This is a genomic window from Streptococcus sp. 449_SSPC, from assembly GCF_001073005.1.
Classification (GTDB): domain Bacteria; phylum Bacillota; class Bacilli; order Lactobacillales; family Streptococcaceae; genus Streptococcus; species Streptococcus salivarius_F.
Genome location: NZ_JVGR01000030.1, coordinates 182,912 through 203,230 on the forward strand (window position 1 = coordinate 182,912; position 20,319 = coordinate 203,230).

The 20,319-nt window shown below is 40.0% G+C and carries 19 protein-coding genes; 1 reads left to right on the forward strand and 18 read right to left on the reverse strand.

The annotated features are described in order from the left end of the window. Nucleotides 1-40: 40 nt before the first annotated feature. From ADH51_RS09000 to gdhA, 18 genes are all read right to left on the reverse strand, one after another. On the reverse strand, nucleotides 41-1,129 hold the full coding sequence (locus ADH51_RS09000; RefSeq protein WP_048676315.1) for a hypothetical protein: 1,089 nt from the start codon (nucleotides 1,127-1,129) through the stop codon (nucleotides 41-43). A gap of 152 nt (nucleotides 1,130-1,281) precedes the next feature. Continuing rightward, entirely contained in the window at nucleotides 1,282-1,980 is a 699-nt protein-coding gene (locus tag ADH51_RS09005; RefSeq protein ID WP_048676319.1) for a hypothetical protein, read from the reverse strand. A 126-nt stretch (nucleotides 1,981-2,106) separates the two neighbouring features. Continuing rightward, entirely contained in the window at nucleotides 2,107-3,171 is a 1,065-nt protein-coding gene (locus tag ADH51_RS09010; protein WP_048676322.1) for a PhoH family protein, read from the reverse strand. A gap of 79 nt (nucleotides 3,172-3,250) precedes the next feature. Continuing rightward, complete coding sequence (locus ADH51_RS09015) at nucleotides 3,251-4,483, reverse strand: LysM peptidoglycan-binding domain-containing protein (protein WP_048676325.1); 1,233 nt, start codon at nucleotides 4,481-4,483, stop codon at nucleotides 3,251-3,253. 239 nt (nucleotides 4,484-4,722) lie between these two features. After that, on the reverse strand, nucleotides 4,723-4,938 hold the full coding sequence (locus ADH51_RS09020) for a YozE family protein (RefSeq protein WP_002885591.1): 216 nt from the start codon (nucleotides 4,936-4,938) through the stop codon (nucleotides 4,723-4,725). Nucleotides 4,939-4,946: 8 nt separating this feature from the next. Further along, the gene (cvfB, locus tag ADH51_RS09025; RefSeq protein ID WP_048676328.1) at nucleotides 4,947-5,804 is read right to left on the reverse strand and encodes an RNA-binding virulence regulatory protein CvfB; all 858 of its coding nucleotides are present in this window, start codon (nucleotides 5,802-5,804) and stop codon (nucleotides 4,947-4,949) included. Between the two features lie 90 nt (nucleotides 5,805-5,894). Continuing rightward, the gene (frr, locus tag ADH51_RS09030; protein ID WP_002885567.1) at nucleotides 5,895-6,452 is read right to left on the reverse strand and encodes a ribosome recycling factor; all 558 of its coding nucleotides are present in this window, start codon (nucleotides 6,450-6,452) and stop codon (nucleotides 5,895-5,897) included. A gap of 14 nt (nucleotides 6,453-6,466) precedes the next feature. After that, nucleotides 6,467-7,204, reverse strand: a complete 738-nt coding sequence (gene pyrH / locus ADH51_RS09035) for a UMP kinase (RefSeq protein ID WP_002885551.1) — start codon at nucleotides 7,202-7,204, stop codon at nucleotides 6,467-6,469. Between the two features lie 236 nt (nucleotides 7,205-7,440). After that, a complete protein-coding gene (locus ADH51_RS09040; RefSeq protein WP_048676331.1) occupies nucleotides 7,441-8,664 on the reverse strand; it encodes a sensor histidine kinase in 1,224 nt (407 codons plus the stop codon). A 13-nt stretch (nucleotides 8,665-8,677) separates the two neighbouring features. Continuing rightward, on the reverse strand, nucleotides 8,678-9,355 hold the full coding sequence (locus ADH51_RS09045; protein ID WP_048676333.1) for a response regulator transcription factor: 678 nt from the start codon (nucleotides 9,353-9,355) through the stop codon (nucleotides 8,678-8,680). A 1-nt stretch (nucleotide 9,356) separates the two neighbouring features. Further along, entirely contained in the window at nucleotides 9,357-9,980 is a 624-nt protein-coding gene (locus ADH51_RS09050; protein ID WP_002890107.1) for a GTP pyrophosphokinase, read from the reverse strand. Between the two features lie 147 nt (nucleotides 9,981-10,127). After that, nucleotides 10,128-10,751 (reverse strand): GNAT family N-acetyltransferase, encoded by a 624-nt coding sequence (locus ADH51_RS09055; RefSeq protein ID WP_021144625.1) that lies wholly within the window; start codon nucleotides 10,749-10,751, stop codon nucleotides 10,128-10,130. A 107-nt stretch (nucleotides 10,752-10,858) separates the two neighbouring features. Then, entirely contained in the window at nucleotides 10,859-12,637 is a 1,779-nt protein-coding gene (locus tag ADH51_RS09060) for an ABC transporter ATP-binding protein (protein WP_048676336.1), read from the reverse strand. After that, entirely contained in the window at nucleotides 12,627-14,441 is a 1,815-nt protein-coding gene (locus tag ADH51_RS09065) for an ABC transporter ATP-binding protein (protein WP_048676339.1), read from the reverse strand. Before ADH51_RS09065 ends, ADH51_RS09060 begins: the two co-directional genes overlap by 11 nt. Before the next feature lie 3 nt (nucleotides 14,442-14,444). Next, nucleotides 14,445-14,888, reverse strand: coding sequence for a MarR family winged helix-turn-helix transcriptional regulator (locus tag ADH51_RS09070; protein ID WP_002890101.1), 444 nt, complete (start codon nucleotides 14,886-14,888; stop codon nucleotides 14,445-14,447). Between the two features lie 188 nt (nucleotides 14,889-15,076). Further along, entirely contained in the window at nucleotides 15,077-15,487 is a 411-nt protein-coding gene (locus tag ADH51_RS09075; RefSeq protein WP_002886693.1) for a peptide deformylase, read from the reverse strand. Nucleotides 15,488-15,643: 156 nt separating this feature from the next. After that, nucleotides 15,644-17,185, reverse strand: coding sequence for a YfhO family protein (locus ADH51_RS09080; protein WP_239682188.1), 1,542 nt, complete (start codon nucleotides 17,183-17,185; stop codon nucleotides 15,644-15,646). Between the two features lie 285 nt (nucleotides 17,186-17,470). After that, nucleotides 17,471-18,823 carry an NADP-specific glutamate dehydrogenase gene (gene gdhA / locus ADH51_RS09085; protein WP_037597452.1) on the reverse strand — a complete coding sequence of 451 codons (1,353 nt, stop codon included), beginning with the start codon at nucleotides 18,821-18,823 and terminating at the stop codon, nucleotides 17,471-17,473. A 356-nt stretch (nucleotides 18,824-19,179) separates the two neighbouring features. Here gdhA and ADH51_RS09090 point away from each other — a divergent pair, with 356 nt between their 5' ends. Beyond that, nucleotides 19,180-20,286 (forward strand): AAA family ATPase, encoded by a 1,107-nt coding sequence (locus ADH51_RS09090; protein WP_022496251.1) that lies wholly within the window; start codon nucleotides 19,180-19,182, stop codon nucleotides 20,284-20,286. Nucleotides 20,287-20,319 lie beyond the last annotated feature (33 nt).

Genomic DNA, 20,319 nt, shown 5'->3' on the forward strand with positions numbered 1-20,319 from the left:
TCCTTCTTGTACCACTTTACTCATTTACATCATTGGGTGATTAGATTTTATCACTAGATTTTTTACTACTTTTACTATCGTCAGAGCCTGATTTAGAACCACTACCATAGTCATCGCTATTACCATAGCCATAGTCATTACCATAACCATAGCCGTAATTGTAGCCATAACCATAATCATAGTAATCCTTGAAGTCATCATATTGATCACTATAAGTCTTCAAATCTTTCTTATAATCTTTGATGGCATCCTTATAGTCATCCCAGCGCTCCTCAGCGTCTCCCTTACTCATACGTTTATAAGTAATACGTGACTGAAGCTTCCCTTTTTTATCATAAGTAGTCAGAGTGTATTCATCGCCATGCTTGACATAGGTACGTTTTTCCTTCAAGGTATCTTTATATTCTCTTGTTGTTTTTTTAACGACTTTGTCAGCTTCCTCTTTGGTATAAAACGAATAGTCTTTTCTCATCTTTTTCATGAAGTCTTTTGTGACATCTTCGACTTGATCCGCATCTAAAACTTGACTCTCTGTTCTATTCCACGGATCAAATACCTGAGGAACATCTATCTCATAGTCCATCAAACTAACATATGATTTATTGTCACTCTCTACTAAATTGTAGGTTCTAGATTGATTATTCTTTACAACTACAAAAGACTGAAACTCCAAATCCTCGTTCTTGTATTCATCTATGCCGTCAACCATTTTATCTTTGTCTTCATCATAACGAGAGAAAGAAACTACCTCATATGTTCCATCCGCAATCTTACCTGATTGGTAGCGCCATAGTGAGTAGCCCCCAACAATAAGTAAAATCGCTGCCAAGGAACCAAAGACTGATGCCAAAATAATCTTAGTTTTCTTAGACATACCTTTTTTAGCAGGTACGACTTGTTGGAAGGTTGCTGTTGTTTGGGCAAACTGAGGCTGCTGTGTCATCGTTATCACAGGTTCAGCTGGCTTAATCGGTCTTTGCTCCGTCGCCTGTCCATTTGAGCCAAAGACGTTAGGGTTAGGTCGTTCAAGGATAAACTCGCCTGCTGCTTGAGCTTGAGCTAACTCTGCGGGAGTTGGTTTGCGACCGTTGACTAATTCAAAGTACTCAATCCACTCTTGCTGGTTCATAATAATCTCCTTTTTTATTGGTCTACCGTTCTATTGTACCAAAATAAATGGTGAAATAGTATTTGACAATTATCATAAAGGCTGTAAGGTTTTTTAATAAATCATTAGGCTATGATTCTCGATAGTAAAGAGGTGCTTGATTGGTAAGTGAATCAGCGCCAGATGAGATAATCCCCATCATGCCTTGAATAATTATAATACTTCAAGGCATACTCATAATCCCTATCATAACCACTTTTGACCCCTTTGGCTTCCTCTGAGCTCAATCGTTTAAAAGTTCTACGCGACTCAATATGTCCATCATTAGCATAAACAGTCAGAACGAGACCATTAGGGCGCTTTTCATAAGTTCTTTTTTGCTTCAACATTTTTTTATAATCGTCTACACACCTTTGGACAGATACTTCTTTTACTCTTGAATACTCCTCTCCCTTTTTAGAAATCTTATCTATATGAGAAATCACTAGAGCTTCATATTCAGAGACTGTTAGATCCTGTTTCAAAGTCCCTGTACGTGGGTCAAAAGTCTGTGGGAGCTTTTCATCATGCTCAAATAGTGAGACAAAAGGTTCCCCATCCCCCACAAAAACATAATAAAATTGAGATTTCATATTCTCAACAACTATAAAATCCTCATATAAGCTATCATTATTCTCTCCTCGCTCAGTCCAATTTATCAATTCATTGGAATATGCCGATTTAGCCTCGTATTTTAGCATCTGATAAGTGCCGTCTGGAATATAGTTCTGTTGATACTTCCAAAATCTTCCCTCTCCTATGGCTATCAAGACTGTCGCAACAAGTCCAAGCAATACAATGATAGCAATCTTCCATTTTTTTGCTTTAGTCATGGCTCTCCCCTCCATATCAGCCTATTATTCAATACTATTTTACCAGAAATAGGGGAAAAGCTAATGACATGACTGTAAAGGAAAAAGAGGTTGAGAACACATACTCTCAAACCTCTTTTCATCAATTTACTTTTTTACATCCTCAGCACCAATTACTGGGTATTCAGTCAATCCTGATGCTGTTTCTTCTTCAAGCTTGTTTGTTTCCTCTGATTTTTCCTCAAAGTCAACCTTAGGTGCATCTTTTTCATAAGCATTAATGATATCAGCTACAACTGGGTGACGTACGACATCGCTAGCAGAGAAGTGAACAAAATCAATAGCCTTAATTCCCTTCAATTTCTCCATAGCATCGACAAGGCCTGATTTAACACGACGTGGCAAGTCAATCTGACTCATGTCCCCATTGACAATCATCTTAGAATTAAAACCAAGACGGGTCAAGAACATCTTCATTTGCATGATGGTTGTATTTTGTGCCTCATCAAGGATAACAAAGGCATCCTCTAGGGTACGACCACGCATATAAGCGAGGGGTGCAATCTCAATAATTTCACGTTCCATGAGGCGGGTCGTTTGCTCCTTACCAAGAATTTGATAAAGGGCATCATAGACAGGGCGAAGGTAAGGATCCACCTTTTCCTTGAGATCACCAGGCAAGAAACCGAGGCTCTCACCTGCCTCCACCGCCGGACGTGTCAGAACAATACGTTTAACTTGACCACGTTTAAGGGCTGTAACCGCAAGGGTAACCGCTAAAAAGGTCTTCCCTGTACCAGCTGGACCAATTCCAAAGACCACATCATGACTTTTAATGCTATCAACATAAACCTTTTGCCCCAAGGTCTTCACTCGGATTGGTTTGCCACTATTGTCTTTAATAATTTCTTCTTCGTAAAGGGCAACAAATTTGTCAATCGAACCATCTTGAGCCATGGTTAAGGCTGCAACAACATCTGAGGTGTTGACTAGCATCCCACGCTCCACTAAAACAAGGAGAGCTTGAATGGTCAAACGGGCCAATTCGACACTTTCTTCGTCATCTCCAAGGATCTGCACACGCTCTGTTCGAGCATGAATAATAACATTTAGGTTTTCCTCGATAAGTTTTAGATGGCGCTCATTGGTCCCAAAAAGTGACAAGACATCATCTGGGTGATTTAGGGTAATTTCAACAGAATACTCTTGCAAATAGAGTTCCTCTTTCTTTCGTCTTTTTCTCCATTATATCAAAAAAATCACGCCAAGCGTGACTTTTTATTATTCTGACTTATTCATTAAATGACACGTGAACGTGGTCATAGTGGTTTTCAGTAACGCTACCACGGTCTGGCATTTGGTTCCATGTGTTAGCTGGTCCGTAGATATTATCTACTGGTGCGTAGAATTGTTGTCTGTAGATAACATATGAGATACCTGCATTTGAGATATTGTCTACAGCATATTGAGCGACTTGATTACCAACTTCTGAACCAACTGGTACCATAACGTCAACGGCAAGTCCTTTACCATGGTCTTGTGGATCACCTTCACGGTAACCACCGATATCAGTAAGACCAAATTGTGCCGCTACATCTTGACGGAAAGCTTCAGCTTGTGGTTGAAGGTGTGGATCCGTTGGAAGTGTAGTTGTTGATGCAGGTTGTGCTGCTGGTGCCTCTGAAGCCACTGGTGCTTCTGATGCCACTTCTGATGTTGCTGCTGATTCTACCGCTGGCTGTTCTGCTGGTGCTTCTGAAGCAGCTGGTGCCTCTGAAGACGCTTCTGATGTTGCTGCTGGTTCTGCCGCTGGCTGTTCTGCTGGCGCTTCTGAAGTCGCTGGTGCTTCTTCTTTTACTTCAGGTTGTGCTGGTGTTTCAGCAGCTGGAGTAGCTTCTGCTTCAGGCGTAGCTTCTGCTGACGCAGTTACATGATCAATAGCATCAGCAACTGGTTGTTCAGTTTCTGCGTATGCTGGTGCTTCTGATGCTGATGCGATAGCTTCCGTTACTTCTGAAACAGCTTGAGTTGACTCTTCTGTAGCAGGTGCTTGAGTAGCTGTTGTGCTTACTGTTTCAACTGGAGCTGTCAAGTCCGCTGCAACTACAGATTGACCATTGACAGTCACTTCGTTAGTTGTCAAATTAGCTTCTGCAACTACAGGTGTAGTTGATGTTTCTGAAGCTGGAGCTTCAACTTTAACAGAGACAGCTTGGTTATCAGCATTGTAAGTTGCTGTCAAGACTGTTCCAGGGTAAATCAAATCAATGTTTGTGATTTGATTGATGTTAGCCAAAACGTTCACATCGATACCCATTGCTTCAGCGATACTTCCCAAAGTATCACCGTATTGAACTGTGTAAGTTTGTTGGTTATCACTTACAGCGATATCTGCTTTGATTTGATCGACTGAACGTGCTGCCCAGTTTGAAGTTTCATCGGCATGTACGTGACTTGCAGCAAAAAGTGAAAGTGCTGCGGTCGAGTAAAGAAGTGCCTTTGTTGTTTTAGATTTTGATAACATGTATAATTCATTCCTTTTTTAACAATTTTAACATCTACAATAATACCACACTTTTTGTCAAAAGAGGGGTGATTTACTGCACTTTAAAGCAATTACTAACTAGTTGTAACAAGCCTAATTTATTGAAAAAAAGCTGAGATATTTGTAAAAAATTGTAACAATTCATACCAATTCAAATGGTAATTACTTTTTAAAGAAAATGCTAAAAGTCATTATGCTTATCGTAGACTTAGTCGCTATTAATGAGCCAGATAATCTTCCCAAATCTGGTCAAACTGCCCCAGATTAAAGGAAAAGCTAGCTTGATCTTCCAAGTAACGACTAACTTCTTCGAAGTCATCAGTATGCTTCGGGAAGGTTGAATCTTCAAAAGCCAAGTCAGCCAAGATTGCTACTGGTTCATTGGATTTGGGATTACGCTGGGCCATCAGCCAAGTATAAAAGGATTTTCTCATGCCTTCTCCTAACCGATTAATTCTGTTCCAAACTGATCTTGTTTGATTTTTTTGGCCTTCATCAGACCACCTAGAGCCTTCTTAAATTGACCCTTAGAAATACCGAAGGTTGCCTTGATATCTGCTGGTGATGACTTGTCATTAAGCGTCATGAAGCCACCATTGCTCTCTAAATAAGTCAAAATCATCTGAGCATCATTTTCAAGCATTTCAAAAGAACGTGGCTTAAGAGAAAGATTAAGGGTACGGTCAACTTCTCTGAACCCAATCACACGCGCTTCAAGGACCTGACCTAAGCGTGGCTCTGCATAACGTTCTGATGGATGGATGAAACCAAGCATGTTATTCTCTGGCAAATAAACAAAAGTTCCTGACAATTTGAGACGGTAGGCAATAGCTGGCCATTTTTGGTTTTGCATATTATCGTAAGCAGGTCCAGCCATACGTTGAAAGACCTCAGGTTCAGCAGGAAGCCCCCAAATACGGTCTTTTTTATCAACATCGAGTTTGATATAGAGCTTATCGCCTTTCTTAGGCCAGAGCTCTTTGAGTTCTGGCAAAACATCAAGAGAGACTACAATTTCCTTATCTGGAATTCCTACGTCTACAAAAACACCCAAATCCTTACGAACTTCAGTGACCACTCCCCAACCATAGGAATCGCTAGTTGCCTTGATTTCCTTTTGAGTCAGACGTGATTTTTGCTTGCTATCTGTATAGGCGAAACCTGTCACCATGTCACCAATAGCGTGTTCTCCTTCTTCTTTAGATAAAGCAAAAGTCACACCGTCCTTTTGTACAAAGTAAAATTTATCATTTTCATCAGTTACTAGGGCAGTAATGATCGTTCCAAGTAATGTATTCATCTTTTTTCCTCTAAAAAGAGAGTCGGACAAGGAAGCTAACATAGTCCATGCTCTTTTGCTTCTGTCCCACTCTCCTTATTTTTCTATTGATTAAACAGTAAGGAGTTCTTTTTCCTTTTCTGCTGTCATGCTGTCAATCTTCTTAACAGCGTCATCAGTTGCTTTTTGGATATCTTTTTCCAAAGCTTTCAATTGATCTTCTGTAATTTCTTTGTCTTTTTCTTGCTTCTTAGCTTCATCCATAGCATCACGACGGATGTTACGGATAGCGATTTTAGCATTTTCGCCGACTTTTTTCACTTCTTTAGCCAACTCTTTACGTGTTTCTTCTGTAAGTGCTGGGATAACCAAGCGCACAACAGAACCATCATTAGCTGGGTTGATTCCAAGGTCAGATTCATTGATCGCACGTTCGATATCAGCAATTGAACCTTTATCAAATGGTGAAATCAAAAGGACACGTGCTTCAGGAACCGTGATTGAAGCCAATTGGTTAAGTGGTGTTGGAGCACCATAGTATTCTACAGTGATACGGTCAAGAAGTGAGGCATTGGCACGACCTGCACGGATAGAGCCAAATTCACGGGCCAATGACTCGTGTGAGTGGGCGAAACGTTCTTTTGCTTTTTCAATAATTGCGTTTGTCATAAATTCTCTCTTTCTTACTTGTGTGATTCTGCTTTGTTAGATACGGTTGTTCCAATTTGCTCACCAAAGATAACACGTTTGATGTTTCCTGGTTCGTTCATGTTGAAGACAACAAGGTCAATGTCATTATCCATTGAAAGGGTAGAAGCTGTGGCATCCATAATTTTCAAACCACGTTTGATAACTTCCACGTGTGTCAATTCATCAAATTTGACAGCATCAGCGTTTTTACGAGGGTCGTCATTGTAGACACCATCAACGCCGTTTTTAGCCATAAGAATAGCATCAGCTTCAATTTCAGCTGCACGAAGAGCCGCTGTTGTATCTGTTGAGAAGTATGGCGAACCAATACCTGCTGCAAAGATAACAATACGACCTTTTTCAAGGTGACGAAGGGCACGACCACGAATATAAGGCTCTGCCACAGATTTCATATCAATCGCTGTCTGAACACGTGTATCAACACCGAGTTGTTTCAAACTATCTGCCATAACAAGGGCATTCATAGTTGTTCCAAGCATACCAGTATAGTCTGCTTGAACACGATCCATTCCTGCTTCAGCTGCAGGTTCCCCACGCCAAAGGTTACCACCACCGATAACTAGAGCAATTTGAATACCTGAATCCGCTACCTCAGCAATTTCTTTAGCCATAGCTTGGACAGTTGGAAGATCAATCCCAACACCTCGTTCACCAGCTAGAGCTTCACCTGAAAGCTTAATGAGGACACGTTTGTATTTTGGTTCTGCCATGATTTCTCCCTATTAACTATTTTGTTTTATGATTTAATTCTTAGCTGAGATTCATCTTTCCTAAGTCGTCAATTACCATCCTTTTAAGGTGGTTAAGGGGCTTATTCAAGCAACTCCTTTTTATGATTAGGATAGGAAAATGTTCTCTTTTTTTGCAAAGAAAACACTAAATCTTCATCCTTACTATTTTATCATAAATTAGGGTTTTCACCTAGTCAAATATTTAAAAAATATCCTTACAAGATAACTGTAAAGGTGATGGTGTCATTTTTATAAGAGGCAAAGATACGCCCCTTAAATAATTTGACCATACTTTGAGCCATGGAAAGGCCAATGCCAAAACCTTTGTGTTCTTTGTTATTATGGGATTCTTCAATACGATAAAAACGCTCAAAAAACTTGCTATAGTCAACAGCCTTACCTTCTTTATAGGTGTTTGACACTTCTAAACGAGCCCGTTTTCGCGTTCTTCCAATCTGACGAAGTCTTACCGTAACTGTCCCTTCTGGATCACAATACTTGTTAGCATTATCCACAAGGAGAGTTACAAGTTCAAAGAGAGACTTCTCCTCAGCCTTTACATGGATATCTGGGGCGATATCCATAACGAAGGATTTGCCATCTCGGACGACAGGTCCCTTAAAGTCCTCGGCTGCATCCTCTGTAATATAGGAAAAATCCACATCTTGAAGAACAATGTCCGGCTGCTCTTCCAGACGAGATAGAGCCACAAGAGAATTGATTAGATTGGTCAAACGTGCCACCTGGTCATTAGTTGACTTGGTCCATTCATTCTCCCCTGTCATGAGTTCCTGTAACTCCGTATTAGCAGAAATAATAGCTAATGGGGTTTTCAATTCATGACCAGCATTGGTGATAAAACGTCGTTGCTTTTCGTAGTTTCGAATGAAGGGACGAATGACGATTCCTGATAAGGCACTGACAATGACGACAAAAAAGATAAACCCAAACAGTGATAAAAGGATAGAAAGACTGAGCAAGGCTTGGGAAGAATTGTAATAAGAGGTCGTGTCCAGGAAGACCACAAGAATCTTATTTTTGCTGACTTTGCTAACCTGATAACTCAGATTGATATTTTTTTCTCTAATTGTTCCAAGAGTATTCGTCATACGGCTAGCTGCAAGTGCATAGCTAACAGCTTCTTCATCATCTATTAAAGAAGTATGGCTGGTATCCTGACTGACCACTTTATCACCAGATAAGGTCACACTGAAAAAACGAAAACTATCCAATGGAATTTCATGCCCTTGATCGGTCTCAATTTTTTTAGTTTTTCCGAAACTACCATTATTTTCTGTAAGCGTGTTGAGAACCTTACTAATTTCCTGTTCTGTCTGAAAGGACCTCACAGTATTGATGATTCCCACTGTAAAAACCAAGATAAAGAGAATAGCCAAGGAAGCAATCGTAATAAATTGAAGTCGTAAACGTCTAAACATGCACTACTCCTCTCTAATTGGCAAGAAGGCAAAAGTCACCACCCTTTTCACCAAGAATGCTGATATCAGCCTGGATGGCTTGCAATTTCTGACGCAAATAGGAAATATAGACCCAGACAATCGATTCGTCCACATCTTCCTCATCATCCCAGATGGTCTTAAAAAGGTGCTCAGTCGTTAATTTCTTGGCAGGATTGAGCATGAAGTGGGCCATTAACTTGGTCTCTCTGCTTGAAAGTCGAATGGCGTTCCCAGCTACTAACTCCTGCTCCTCTTGGTCCAAACGAACAGAACCAAGTGTCAAAATTTTGGCAGTAAAGGTCTCACTAACACGACGCTCTAGCGAGCGCAAACGAGCCAAAAGTTCTTTAAGAGAAATCGGCTTGGTCAAGTAATCGTCTGCCCCAGCGTCAAGTCCTGTCACACGATCATCAACTTCAGCCATGGCCGTCAACATAATGACATGCGTCGTATTCCCAAAGGAGCGAATCTCTTTCAGGGCCTCAATGCCTGTTTTAATGGGCATCATGATATCCATAATCATTACTTGATAGGCATTCTGTGCGGCTAGGTCAACTGCCTCTTGACCGTTAAAGGCCTGATCCACCTCATAGCCTTGATGCTCAAGAGCCGCCTTGTAAACTCGAGAAAGAGCTTCCTCATCCTCAGCTAGTAGAATTTTCAAAGCCATTCTAGTCCCCTCCTTCTTGAATTAAGTTACGGATGGTCTGCATGGTCAAATCGCATGAAGCTAATTCATCCGCACAGCGCTTAAGCTCACGGGTAATCATTTCTGGATTCTTGATGTCGTGCTTGTATTTCATCTGATGCTCCAAACTGGCCCAGGAATCCTGAGCAATGGTCCGTAACTGAACCTCAACAAAATAGGTTCCTCTCTCATTTCCTAGAACATCTGGAAACTCGGTTTCTACTTCCAAAATGAGATGGTAAGAACGATAGCCATTGGGCTTAGCATTTAAAATGTAATCTTTCTCGTTATAGATGGAAACGCCAGGGATAGCCTTGATGACATCGATAGTTTTGTAAATATCATCGACAAAGCCGCAAACAATTCGAATCCCAATACTATCACGAATTTCCTTGAGAGCAGATTGGCTGGTTTCAGGCAAATTTTTCCTACGACACTTTTCACGCATAGAATCGCTTTCTTTGATTCGTGAAATAAAATGTTCATAGAGTTTAAAGCCTGTTTCTTTTTTGCTAGTTATATTAGCCGCAATAATCGGGTCTGTTATTTCTTGTAAAATCTTGGGGAGATACTGAGCATATTCCCCATAAATACTTGGAGTTGACATATAAACCTCCTCTAATAGCGTTTCCTAATTATAGCATAGTTAGGCTTAAAAATAAGGAATGAGCCAGACAAGAAGGACTCTAAAGCTAAGAAAAAAATCCAGCCGAAGCCAGATTTATTTTGCTTATCTAAGTTAAATAGCACAAGGCTATGCATCAAGTGATTTGACAAAAGGCCAGTTGCCTAGTTTGTGTGTTTCATAGGTCAAGACCTTATAACCACATTGCTTGTAACCATTTTTCTCGTAGAAAGGTACATTGTAATCGCGATTGGTAATCAAACCAAGACTGTGACCGCCTGTACTACGCACAAAAGGTTCAACCCCTTCAAGCAAAAAGCGACTTCCTATCCCTTTTCTTTGATAATCTGGAGTCACCGCCAACATCATCAAGTACCAGTCGTATTCTGCAGAATCTTCCAGATGTCTTTCGGACTCTTCAACAAAGTTAAAATACTTGAACAACTTAGTGATGCTTATAAAACGGAAAAGCTTGGTCGCCCCATTTTGAAGATAATTAAGCATAGAAATCGTCTGATGTTGTAAAATAGCTGCCGCAACAATGCGACCATCCTTTTCAGCCACCAAACATGAGTCCCGTTTAATCGCCAAACGCACCAATATTTCCTGCAAGGCTAAGACAAATTCCTGATACTGTTCAGGCTTCTTTAAATTACTGGCAATCATTGAAAGATAGGGGTAATCTTCAAAGGCATCGGCACATACTTGTGCAACTTCCTGAACTTCGTCTAGTCTTGCTTTGCGATATTGCATCATAATCTCCTAATCTGTCTGTTTTTTTCAGTATAACACAAAACGCATGACTGACAGTCATACGTTCTATGGCCTTTTGTAAAATCTTATAATTTTATAAGAAAAGTTTAGGCAACTTCTTCTGTAAATTGACTATTATAAAGATCAGCATAGAAACCATCTGCTGCCATGAGCTCATCATGATTGCCCTGTTCAATAATGTTACCATCTTTCATCACAAGGATAAGGTCAGCATTTCGAATGGTTGATAAGCGGTGGGCAATGACAAAGGAAGTCCGCCCTTCCATAAGCTTGTCCATGGCTTTTTGAATCAATTCTTCTGTTCGGGTATCAACCGATGATGTCGCTTCATCCAAGATAAGAAGAGGGGCATCCTTAAGAAGCGCACGTGCAATGGTCAAGAGCTGCTTCTGTCCAACTGATAAGGTCACAGAATCATCCAAATAAGTATCATAACCCGTTGGAAGTGTGGTAATGAAGTGGTGAACACCGACGGCCTTGGCTGCAGCAATAACTTGCTCATCAGAAATATTCTCTTGGTTGTAAATCAAATTATCACGAATAGTACCTTCAAAGAGCCAAGTGTCTTGAAGCACCATAGAGAATTGATCATGAACAGTTTCACGCTTCATGTCATTAGTATCCACACCGTCAATGGTGATACGACCTTGGTCGATGTTATAGAACTTCATAAGTAGGTTAACAATAGTCGTCTTACCAGCACCCGTTGGACCAACGATTGCAATCTTTTGACCTGGCTTAGCAAGAGCTGAAAAGTCATGAATAATAGTCTTTTCAGGAGTATAACCAAAGGAAACATGGTCAAAGACTACTTGACCTTTAGTATCTGTCAACTCAGCTGTCTTAGCTGACTCGTCGTCCATATCTTTTTCTTCCAAAAATTCAAAGATACGACCAATGGCTGCAGTAGCTGATTGGAGTTGTGTAATTCCTTGTGCAATTTGAGAAAGAGGTTGTGAGAAGATACGAACATAGGTCATGAAGGCTACCACATCACCAATCGTCAAGCTACCATCAATAACTTTGATAGCACCCACAAGACAGACCATGACATAACCAAAGTTCCCAATGAAAATCATAAGTGGCATCATAATACCTGAGATAAACTGTGATTGCCACATCGATTTATAGAGTTTATCATTAAGCCCCTTAAAAGCTTGACTACTTTCTTGAGCAGCATTGTAACTCGTTACGACTGCTTGACCCGTGTAAATTTCTTCAATATAACCATTAATATTAGCCAAATTTTCTTGTTGGCGCTTGAAAAGTGGTTGCGAGAAGCCCATGATGAAGACTACCAGAACAAAACCTATCAATACAGAACCAATCGCAGTGAAAGCCATAGTGACATTTGAGTAGAACATCATAATAATGGCTGCTACCAAGAGAACACTTGAAGTTATCAAGGTACCTAAGCCTTGGCTAAGCGATTGCCCTAAAAGGTCAACGTCATTAGTCACACGAGAGAGGGTGTCCCCTTGAGAATGACTGTCGAAATAATTAAGAGGGACACTATTGATTTTCTTTTGGATAGCTGTACGGAAACGTTGTGAAAAGCGTTGTGTAACCGTCGCAACCGTAAAACTTTGTAAGTAACCAACAATAGCTGAAATGGCATAGAGAACAGCCAAGGTCATAGCAATGCTTGCCACCTTATCCAAATCAATGCCTGGAATCGTTCCCATTTTAGTAGGTGTAATACCTTCAGTAATAGTATTGGTAATTTCTTTAAGCTTATCTGGTCCAATAACTGTAATGACCGCTGAAATAATTGCTCCAAAAATCGCAAGGACAAACGGAATTTGGAAACCTTTAATATAGGGTTTTAAGCGTTTATAGGATGATGTTTTTGGCTTATTTTCCATTTTCTAACTCCTCCTTAGACAATTGTGAATAGGCAATTTCTTGGTAAACCTCATTATCTGCCAAGAGTTCCTTGTGAGTTCCTTGACCAACGACCTTACCTTGGTCAAGTACCAAGATTTGGTCCGCATCCATAATAGTAGAGATACGTTGGGCAACAATCAACTTGGTCATATCTTGTGTTTTTTCAGCCAATTCTTGACGTAACTTACGATCGGTCTTATAGTCCAAGGCTGAGAAGGAATCATCGAAAATCAAGATTTCAGGCTTACGTGCCAAGGCACGCGCAATAGCCAAACGTTGCTTCTGTCCACCTGAGAAGTTAGACCCAGCTTGGGCAACTTCTGCTTTAAGTTGACCTTCTTTATTTTCAACAAAGTCTTTTCCTTGAGCCAATTCGAGGGCTTCCCAAATCTTAGCATCATCAAGGGGACTGTTATTGCTCGTTCCCATCGTCATATTTGACGTAATATCACCTGAGAAAAGCACTGCCTTCTGTGGAATATAACCGACTATATTGTGCAAGGTTTCATGGTCATAATGTCGCACATCGACACCGTCAACCTTGATCGTTCCTTGCGTGGCATCATAAAAACGTGGGATAAGGTTGACAAGCGTTGATTTACCAGATCCAGTCGAACCAATAAAGGCAACCGTGTCACCTTTTTTAGCTTTGAAGCTAACTTGCTCCAAAACAGGCTCTGAAGTTTCAGAATAACGGAAGGAAACATCATCAAATTCGACAGTACCCACTTCTTTAGGTTTTTCAGAACTATTTTCAGGATAAGAGACTGAAGATTGGGTATCTAGAACTTCATTGATACGACCAGCTGCTACAACTGCACGTGGAAGAAGGAAGAAAACAACAATCATCATCATGAATCCCATCACAACCTGCATGGCATAAGATGAATAAACCACCATGTCTGAGAAGAGATGGACCTTATTTTCCATAGCACCAGCAATCTTAGTTGGATCTGTTGGAATCTTAACATCTTCAATCAAATGTGCACCAATCCAATAAATAGCCAGTGTCAAACCACTTGATACAGCAGTCATCACGGGTGTCAGCAAGGCAAAAGAACGACCGATAAAGAGGTTGTTTTGGGTCAAATCAGTATTGGCCTTTTCAAATTTATCCTCTTGATAACTTTCGGCGTTGTAGGCACGCACCACACGAATTCCTGTAAGAGATTCACGCGTTACGCTATTCAGTTTATCGGTCAGAGTTTGAATCAAGCGTTGCTTAGGCATAACCATAATTAAGAGGAAGAGCATGAGAATGGCAATCACTGCCACAGCGACAAGCAAGGCAAGGAGCCAATTTCCATTTTTATCGGCAATCTTTGTAATCGCCCAAATGGCCATGATAGGCCCCTGTGTAATGACCTGTAGTCCCATGGTCAGTACCATCTGTAATTGGGTAATATCATTTGTCGTGCGGGTCAAAAGACTAGGAATGGAGAATTGCTTAATCTCTGCATCCGAAAAATCTAGAACTTGATGGAAGATATCATCACGAAGACGGGTTGTAAAACTTGCTGCTGTTCTGGCAGCTAGGAAACCAACCACTACTGAGGCCATAAAGCCCGCAAAGGACATTAAAAGCATTCGCATCCCTGGGGCATCTGTATTCCAGGCAAAAATATCTGACGCCTTAGTCCCCTTGGTTGATAAGAGGGTCGTAATGTCAGACATATAGTCTGGAATTTTCAAGTTTAGATAGACATTCAAACAAACAAATATCACAGCTAAGACAATCATGCTTAACTCTTTTGCTGTCAAACGTTTAAAAATTTTAAACATAAGTTACTCCTTATTTTTCTCTAAATTCTTACGAATTTGGTGAAAGACTCGAAAGGCTGTTTCAGCATCTTCTTTCGAAATACCATCTAACAACTGTTCATGGATAGCCTCTCGGAAATGTCCAACATCTTTGGCCTTCTTTTTACCCAAGTCTGTCAGATGAACATACTTGTAGCGTTTGTCCTTGTCAGATGTCACCAATTCAACAAAACCATTTTTCTCCATACGTTTGACCAGATTACTAGCCACAGACTTGGAAATAGATAGTCTTTTCTCGATATCTTTGATAAATATTTCTTTATCTTGGTTCTCAAACAAGTACCTGACAGCAAATCCTTGTGGGCCGGCTAAATGTTCAACACCGTGGACCTTCCCTAACTCTTGCACGCGAGATTCCATAGCATTGATGATTTCTCTGAAGTCACTAAAAGGATCTTTTCCATGCATCGCAAGTTCCTCCTTGAATAATTCTCATGGAAACTATCTTAGTTCTTATGAGAACTATTGTCAAGAAGAAAAGTTCTTATGAGAACTAAAAAAGAGTGAAAAAGAATATTGCTTTCCACTCTCACTCCCGTAACTGTGATTATTAAGGCTTTGGACTCTAAAACCTAACAACGCTTGAGCTAGGCTATCTAAATAATAATACCCTCCAAATGGTCCAATTCATGTTGAATAATTTGGGCTGGCATGCCAGAAAAACTTAACTGTTTAGGCATCCATTGTTCATCTAAATAAGCTACCTCAATCGACTCATAACGTCTGGTTGGACGACTGCCCTCTAAAGACAAACAAGACTCTTCTGTTTGAAAAGGCGAGGACTTGCTGACTAAAACAGGATTAAACATGACTAGATTAACAAAACCGATATTGACGATAATGACACGCTTTTTAACTCCAATCATATTGGCAGCCATACCCACACAGGCATCCTTATGAAACTCCAATGTATCACGCAAATCTTTAGCCAAATAGAGGTCTTCTTTAGTCGCTTCTGTCGATTTTTGTCCAAGGAAAAAGACATCCTTTACGATAGTTTTTATCATCTATTTACTCCCTTTTCTTATCTAAACTATGAAATGATATATCCTTCTTTTATCGGAACCAAAGGTCTTCATTCCAAATAAATCACCTTGACCTATTATATCAAAAGGCCCACCCTCTAGTAAAACAGACAAAAAAAGAAACCCGCAGGCTCCTTTTTAGTCATCTTTCTTCACTCTATACAAATAACCAATAAAAACCAAAAGACTAATAGTTGAAACACTCATTGCCACTTTAGCAACTGTAGTATAGCTATAGGTCAAAACAACACCATGTTTACCTGGTGGTAAGACTAGATTAGTTGGATTCTTTTCCTTAGCTAAGTAAGTAGTTACTCGCTTTCCATCAATCCTCGCTTCTTGTCCTTTGTAGTAGAAAACTGGCAACGACAAGACCTTAGATTCTTTAGACTCGTTGGTCACCGTAAGTACTAGCTCGTTGGGAGAACGGCTGATGAATGGCTTGATTTCCTGATTATCCAAGAAAAGATGTTTGTCAAAGACAAAGCCAAAAGGCACTTCTTTATTGGTATAATCCCCATTTATATTTTTATAAGTTCCCTTGGCCAGCATTTCTCTCGTGACTTTTGTATGACTTGGCAATATATTCTTTGCTTTAGTCATCTTATCTTGAACAGTAACAATCTGAAACATATTTAGACAAAGACCTAACAAGACAAGTATTGTCGATGCCTTTATAGAAATATTTTCTAAGATATTCGCCAAAGCTAAACTGAAGAAAAGCAGAGCAAAACTCCATAATCTCCAAGGAAATTGAAGGTTGGACACTGGACTTGCCTGTAAGAACTGCCAAGGAAAACTTTTCAAGGTTAAAAAAGCTAAAATAAAAGAAATAAAAAGGTAAATTCTAGCTTCCCCAACCTTAACAAAACGCTTAGTAAAAATCAGGCTTAGCACTAGGCCCAGGAGGTAGAGAAGATTAACTGATGGAGTCCTTAAATCACTTTTTAGAATCAACTCCCAGTTGTCTGCCAGACTTAAAGCAGTCTTTGATAGGAGCGGTTTAAAAGTCGTTCGTAGAGTGACATACTTGAATTGCTCTATCATAGGAACAAAGAAAGCTAGAGACATACTAAGAGTGACAAGGGTGGCCTTAAGAAATCCTAGGACACGTTCTTTTTTATTATCCCAAATCCAAAAACTAATTACCACCGCAAAGAAAATCCCAACAGAAGCCAAAAGGACCGATAAGACATGGGAATATACTAAACCAAGCATCCCAAGAGTCAAGATCCACCATTTCTTGTAATCTCCAAAAGTTATCAAACGAACGCCAACGAAAACTAGAGGTAGAAAAATCATCGCTAGCGTTTCGCCAACGGCTGCCCGGTAATAAGAATTGTGCAAGAAATACCCCGAAAAGAGATAAAAGGTAGCAAATATCATCACCTGTTTATCAGAATAGTTCAATAAACGTAATCCGTAAAAACTAAGCAAACAAGTTACAAAGCGAACAAGCAACTGAAAACTCATCCAGGCTACAAAGACCGACTGAGTCAGCTTATAGATTATGAAAATAGGATAATAAGTTAACCAGGGATAAAAGGTATTGATTAATTGTCCGGTCCCTCCGTTAGTCGTAAAATTGATAGGACTCTTCCAGACAGTATCCAAAGATAACAGTCGGTTAATGTGAAAGACAATATCATCACCATAAAGCTTGTCCCTAAAAAAGAACATAGGCAGTATTGACACCATACTGATTAAGAAACTTATTAGAATGATTGTCTGATTAGTATACTTCTTTTCTTTTGCCCCACAGGGATCCTTTCCAACACTCAAAATTATTCCTCTCGTACTCTAATTCATCAAAATCTGCTCTAGAAAGAGATTTCTTACAAGGTATTATACCAAAAAAAGTACAGAACTCCTCTTCCTCCTAAGTCTGTCTAAACAAAAAAAGAAACCCGCAGGCTTCTTTTCTTATTTTATCGAGAGGCTTATCAATCAGGTCAAGGCTGTTAATTAAACAATACCTTGAGCTGACATAGCGTCTGCAACTTTAAGGAATCCAGCGATGTTGGCACCCACAACAAGGTTACCTTCATGACCAAATTCTTTAGCAGCTGCTGCAGCATTTTCGTAGATACCTTTCATGATATCGTAAAGTTTAGCATCAACTTCTTCGAATGTCCATTGTGTACGTCCGCTGTTTTGTGCCATTTCAAGAGCTGATACAGCAACACCACCAGCGTTAGCAGCTTTGGCAGGACCAAATGATACACCAGCTTTAAGGAAGACATCAATAGCTCCCAAAGTTGAAGGCATGTTAGCACCTTCTGAAACAGCCAATACACCATTTGCTACAAGTGTTTCTGCATCTGTTTCATCCAATTCATTTTGAGTTGCACATGGGAATGCCAAGTCAGCTTTAATAGACCAAACTGTCTTTTCACCACCAGCAGGTGTGAAGGTTGCATTTGGACGAGCTTCTGCATATTTAACGATACGTTCACGTTTAACTTCTTTGATTTCTTTCAACAAGTCAACATCGATTCCGTCTGGATCATAAACAAAACCAGATGAGTCAGAACATGTTACCGCTTTAGCACCAAGGCTTTGCAATTTTTCAATAGCGTAGATGGCAACGTTACCAGCACCTGAAACAACTGCTGTTTTACCGTTAAAGTTTTCACCACGTGCATTAAGCATTTGTTCTGCAAAGTAAACAGCACCGTAACCAGTTGCTTCTGTACGAGCAAGTGATCCACCCCAGTTCAAACCTTTACCAGTAAGAACACCTGTGTACTCATTACGAAGACGTTTGTATTGGCCATAGAGGTAACCAATTTCACGTCCACCAACACCGATATCACCTGCAGGTACGTCTGTATCTGCACCAATGTGTTTGCTCAATTCAGTCATGAAGCTTTGGCAGAAACGCATGATTTCGTTATCTGATTTACCTTTAGGATCGAAGTTTGATCCACCTTTACCACCACCGATTGGTTGACCAGTCAATGAGTTTTTAAAGATTTGTTCGAAACCAAGGAATTTGATGATTGATTGGTTTACTGATGGGTGGAAACGAAGACCACCTTTGTAAGGACCAATAGCTGATGAGAATTGTACACGGAAACCACGGTTTACTTGTACTTGTCCTTTATCGTCAACCCATGGCACACGGAATGAAACGATACGTTCTGGTTCAACCAAACGTTCCAAAAGGTTTTCTTCAATATATTTAGGATATTTATCGAAGACAGGAACAAGTGAATCGAAAACTTCTTCAACTGCTTGAAGGAACTCAGCCTCATGGCCATTTTGAGCTTTCACTTTTTCAAAAACGCTAGCAACGTACTCTTTACCTGTTGTCATATCAATGTTTCCTTTCAAATAATTACCTTAGTAATTTAATTACATGAATAGTATAAATTTTCAGAATCTTCTTGTCAAGTATTTTCTGCTATTTTTTTGATTTTTATGTTAGGTTTTATGACATAGCAAGTGACCTCTCTTTTTTAAGTTAATCCTAAAATGTTATCAATTCAACAATGTAAGCGGATTCCATTTTTCTAGTTTTTCTCCAAAATTTTTTAAACTTTTTTTGAACTTTAAGGCTAAAATGTGTTGAAAATAATTTAGTAAATTTACTATTTTTACATTTACAAAGATTACCAACTATGTTATCATGAATTTAGTAATTTTACTAAATCTCAAAAAGGATCATTTTTATGAAAAGAAAACAATTATCTGGAAAGCGCATCGGCATTGTTTTTGGAACTTTCGCTCCAATGCACGTTGGACACGTTGACCTCATTACCAAGGCAAAACGCGCTAATGACAATGTGCTCGTCATCGTAAGTGGCAGCAACACACAAGAAGATCGTGGGACACGCGCAGGCCTATCACTCAATCGACGTTTCCGTTATGTTCGAGAAGTCTTCTATGATGATGAATTAGTCGTTGTGGATAAACTAGACGAAGCTGGGATGCCAGCCTATCCAGAGGGCTGGGTGCCTTGGGTTAATCGTGTCAAAGAGCTTATCGCTAAGAATACGGATGATCCTGAAAAGATTACCTTCTATGTTGGAGAGCCAGAGTATGTGACTGAGCTCAATCGCTATTACCCTCAAGCTCAGGTAGAACTCATCGAACGGTCTATTATCAATATCTCTGCTACTGAGATTCGAGACAATCCGATGGAAAATTGGCGTTTTATCACCAAGCCTTTCCGTCGCCACTTTACGCGCAAGGTCCTTGTTGTGGGCTCTGCTAGCGGTGGAAAGACTACTCTTGTTAAGGATTTGGCCCGCACTTACAATGCTCCCTGCTCTCTGGAATATGCTAGGGAATATCAAGAAAAGTATAATGTACGAGATGACGAGTTAGATACCAACGACTATATTCACCTCCTAACAGATCAATATGCCCAGACCTCTGATATCATTGACAAAGGGCAACACTCAGGACTTATCTTTGCCGATACCAATTCAACAGTCACTAAGGTCTATATTGACTACTATTTGAAAGAAAATATCTCCCAAGAAGAGTTCGACATGTTGGATCGTCTCTATCAGGTAACTCAGGCCCGTGAAAAGTGGGATTTGATTTTTGTGATTCTGCCAAAATCAAACTATGTAGATGATGGTTTCCGTGACATGACTATGGCCGATAATCAAACACGTGACTGGTTTACCAAGCATCTCTTAAACCTCCTATCACCATTCAAAGATAAAATTGTTATTTTAGGGGAAAATAGTAATAGCGACAGCTTCTTTGCGGACAACTACCACAATGCCAAAAAAGCAATCAAGGAACGTCTACACATCGAGATTTAGAAGACTGGTGTAAAGCACTCATCATTTGCACTT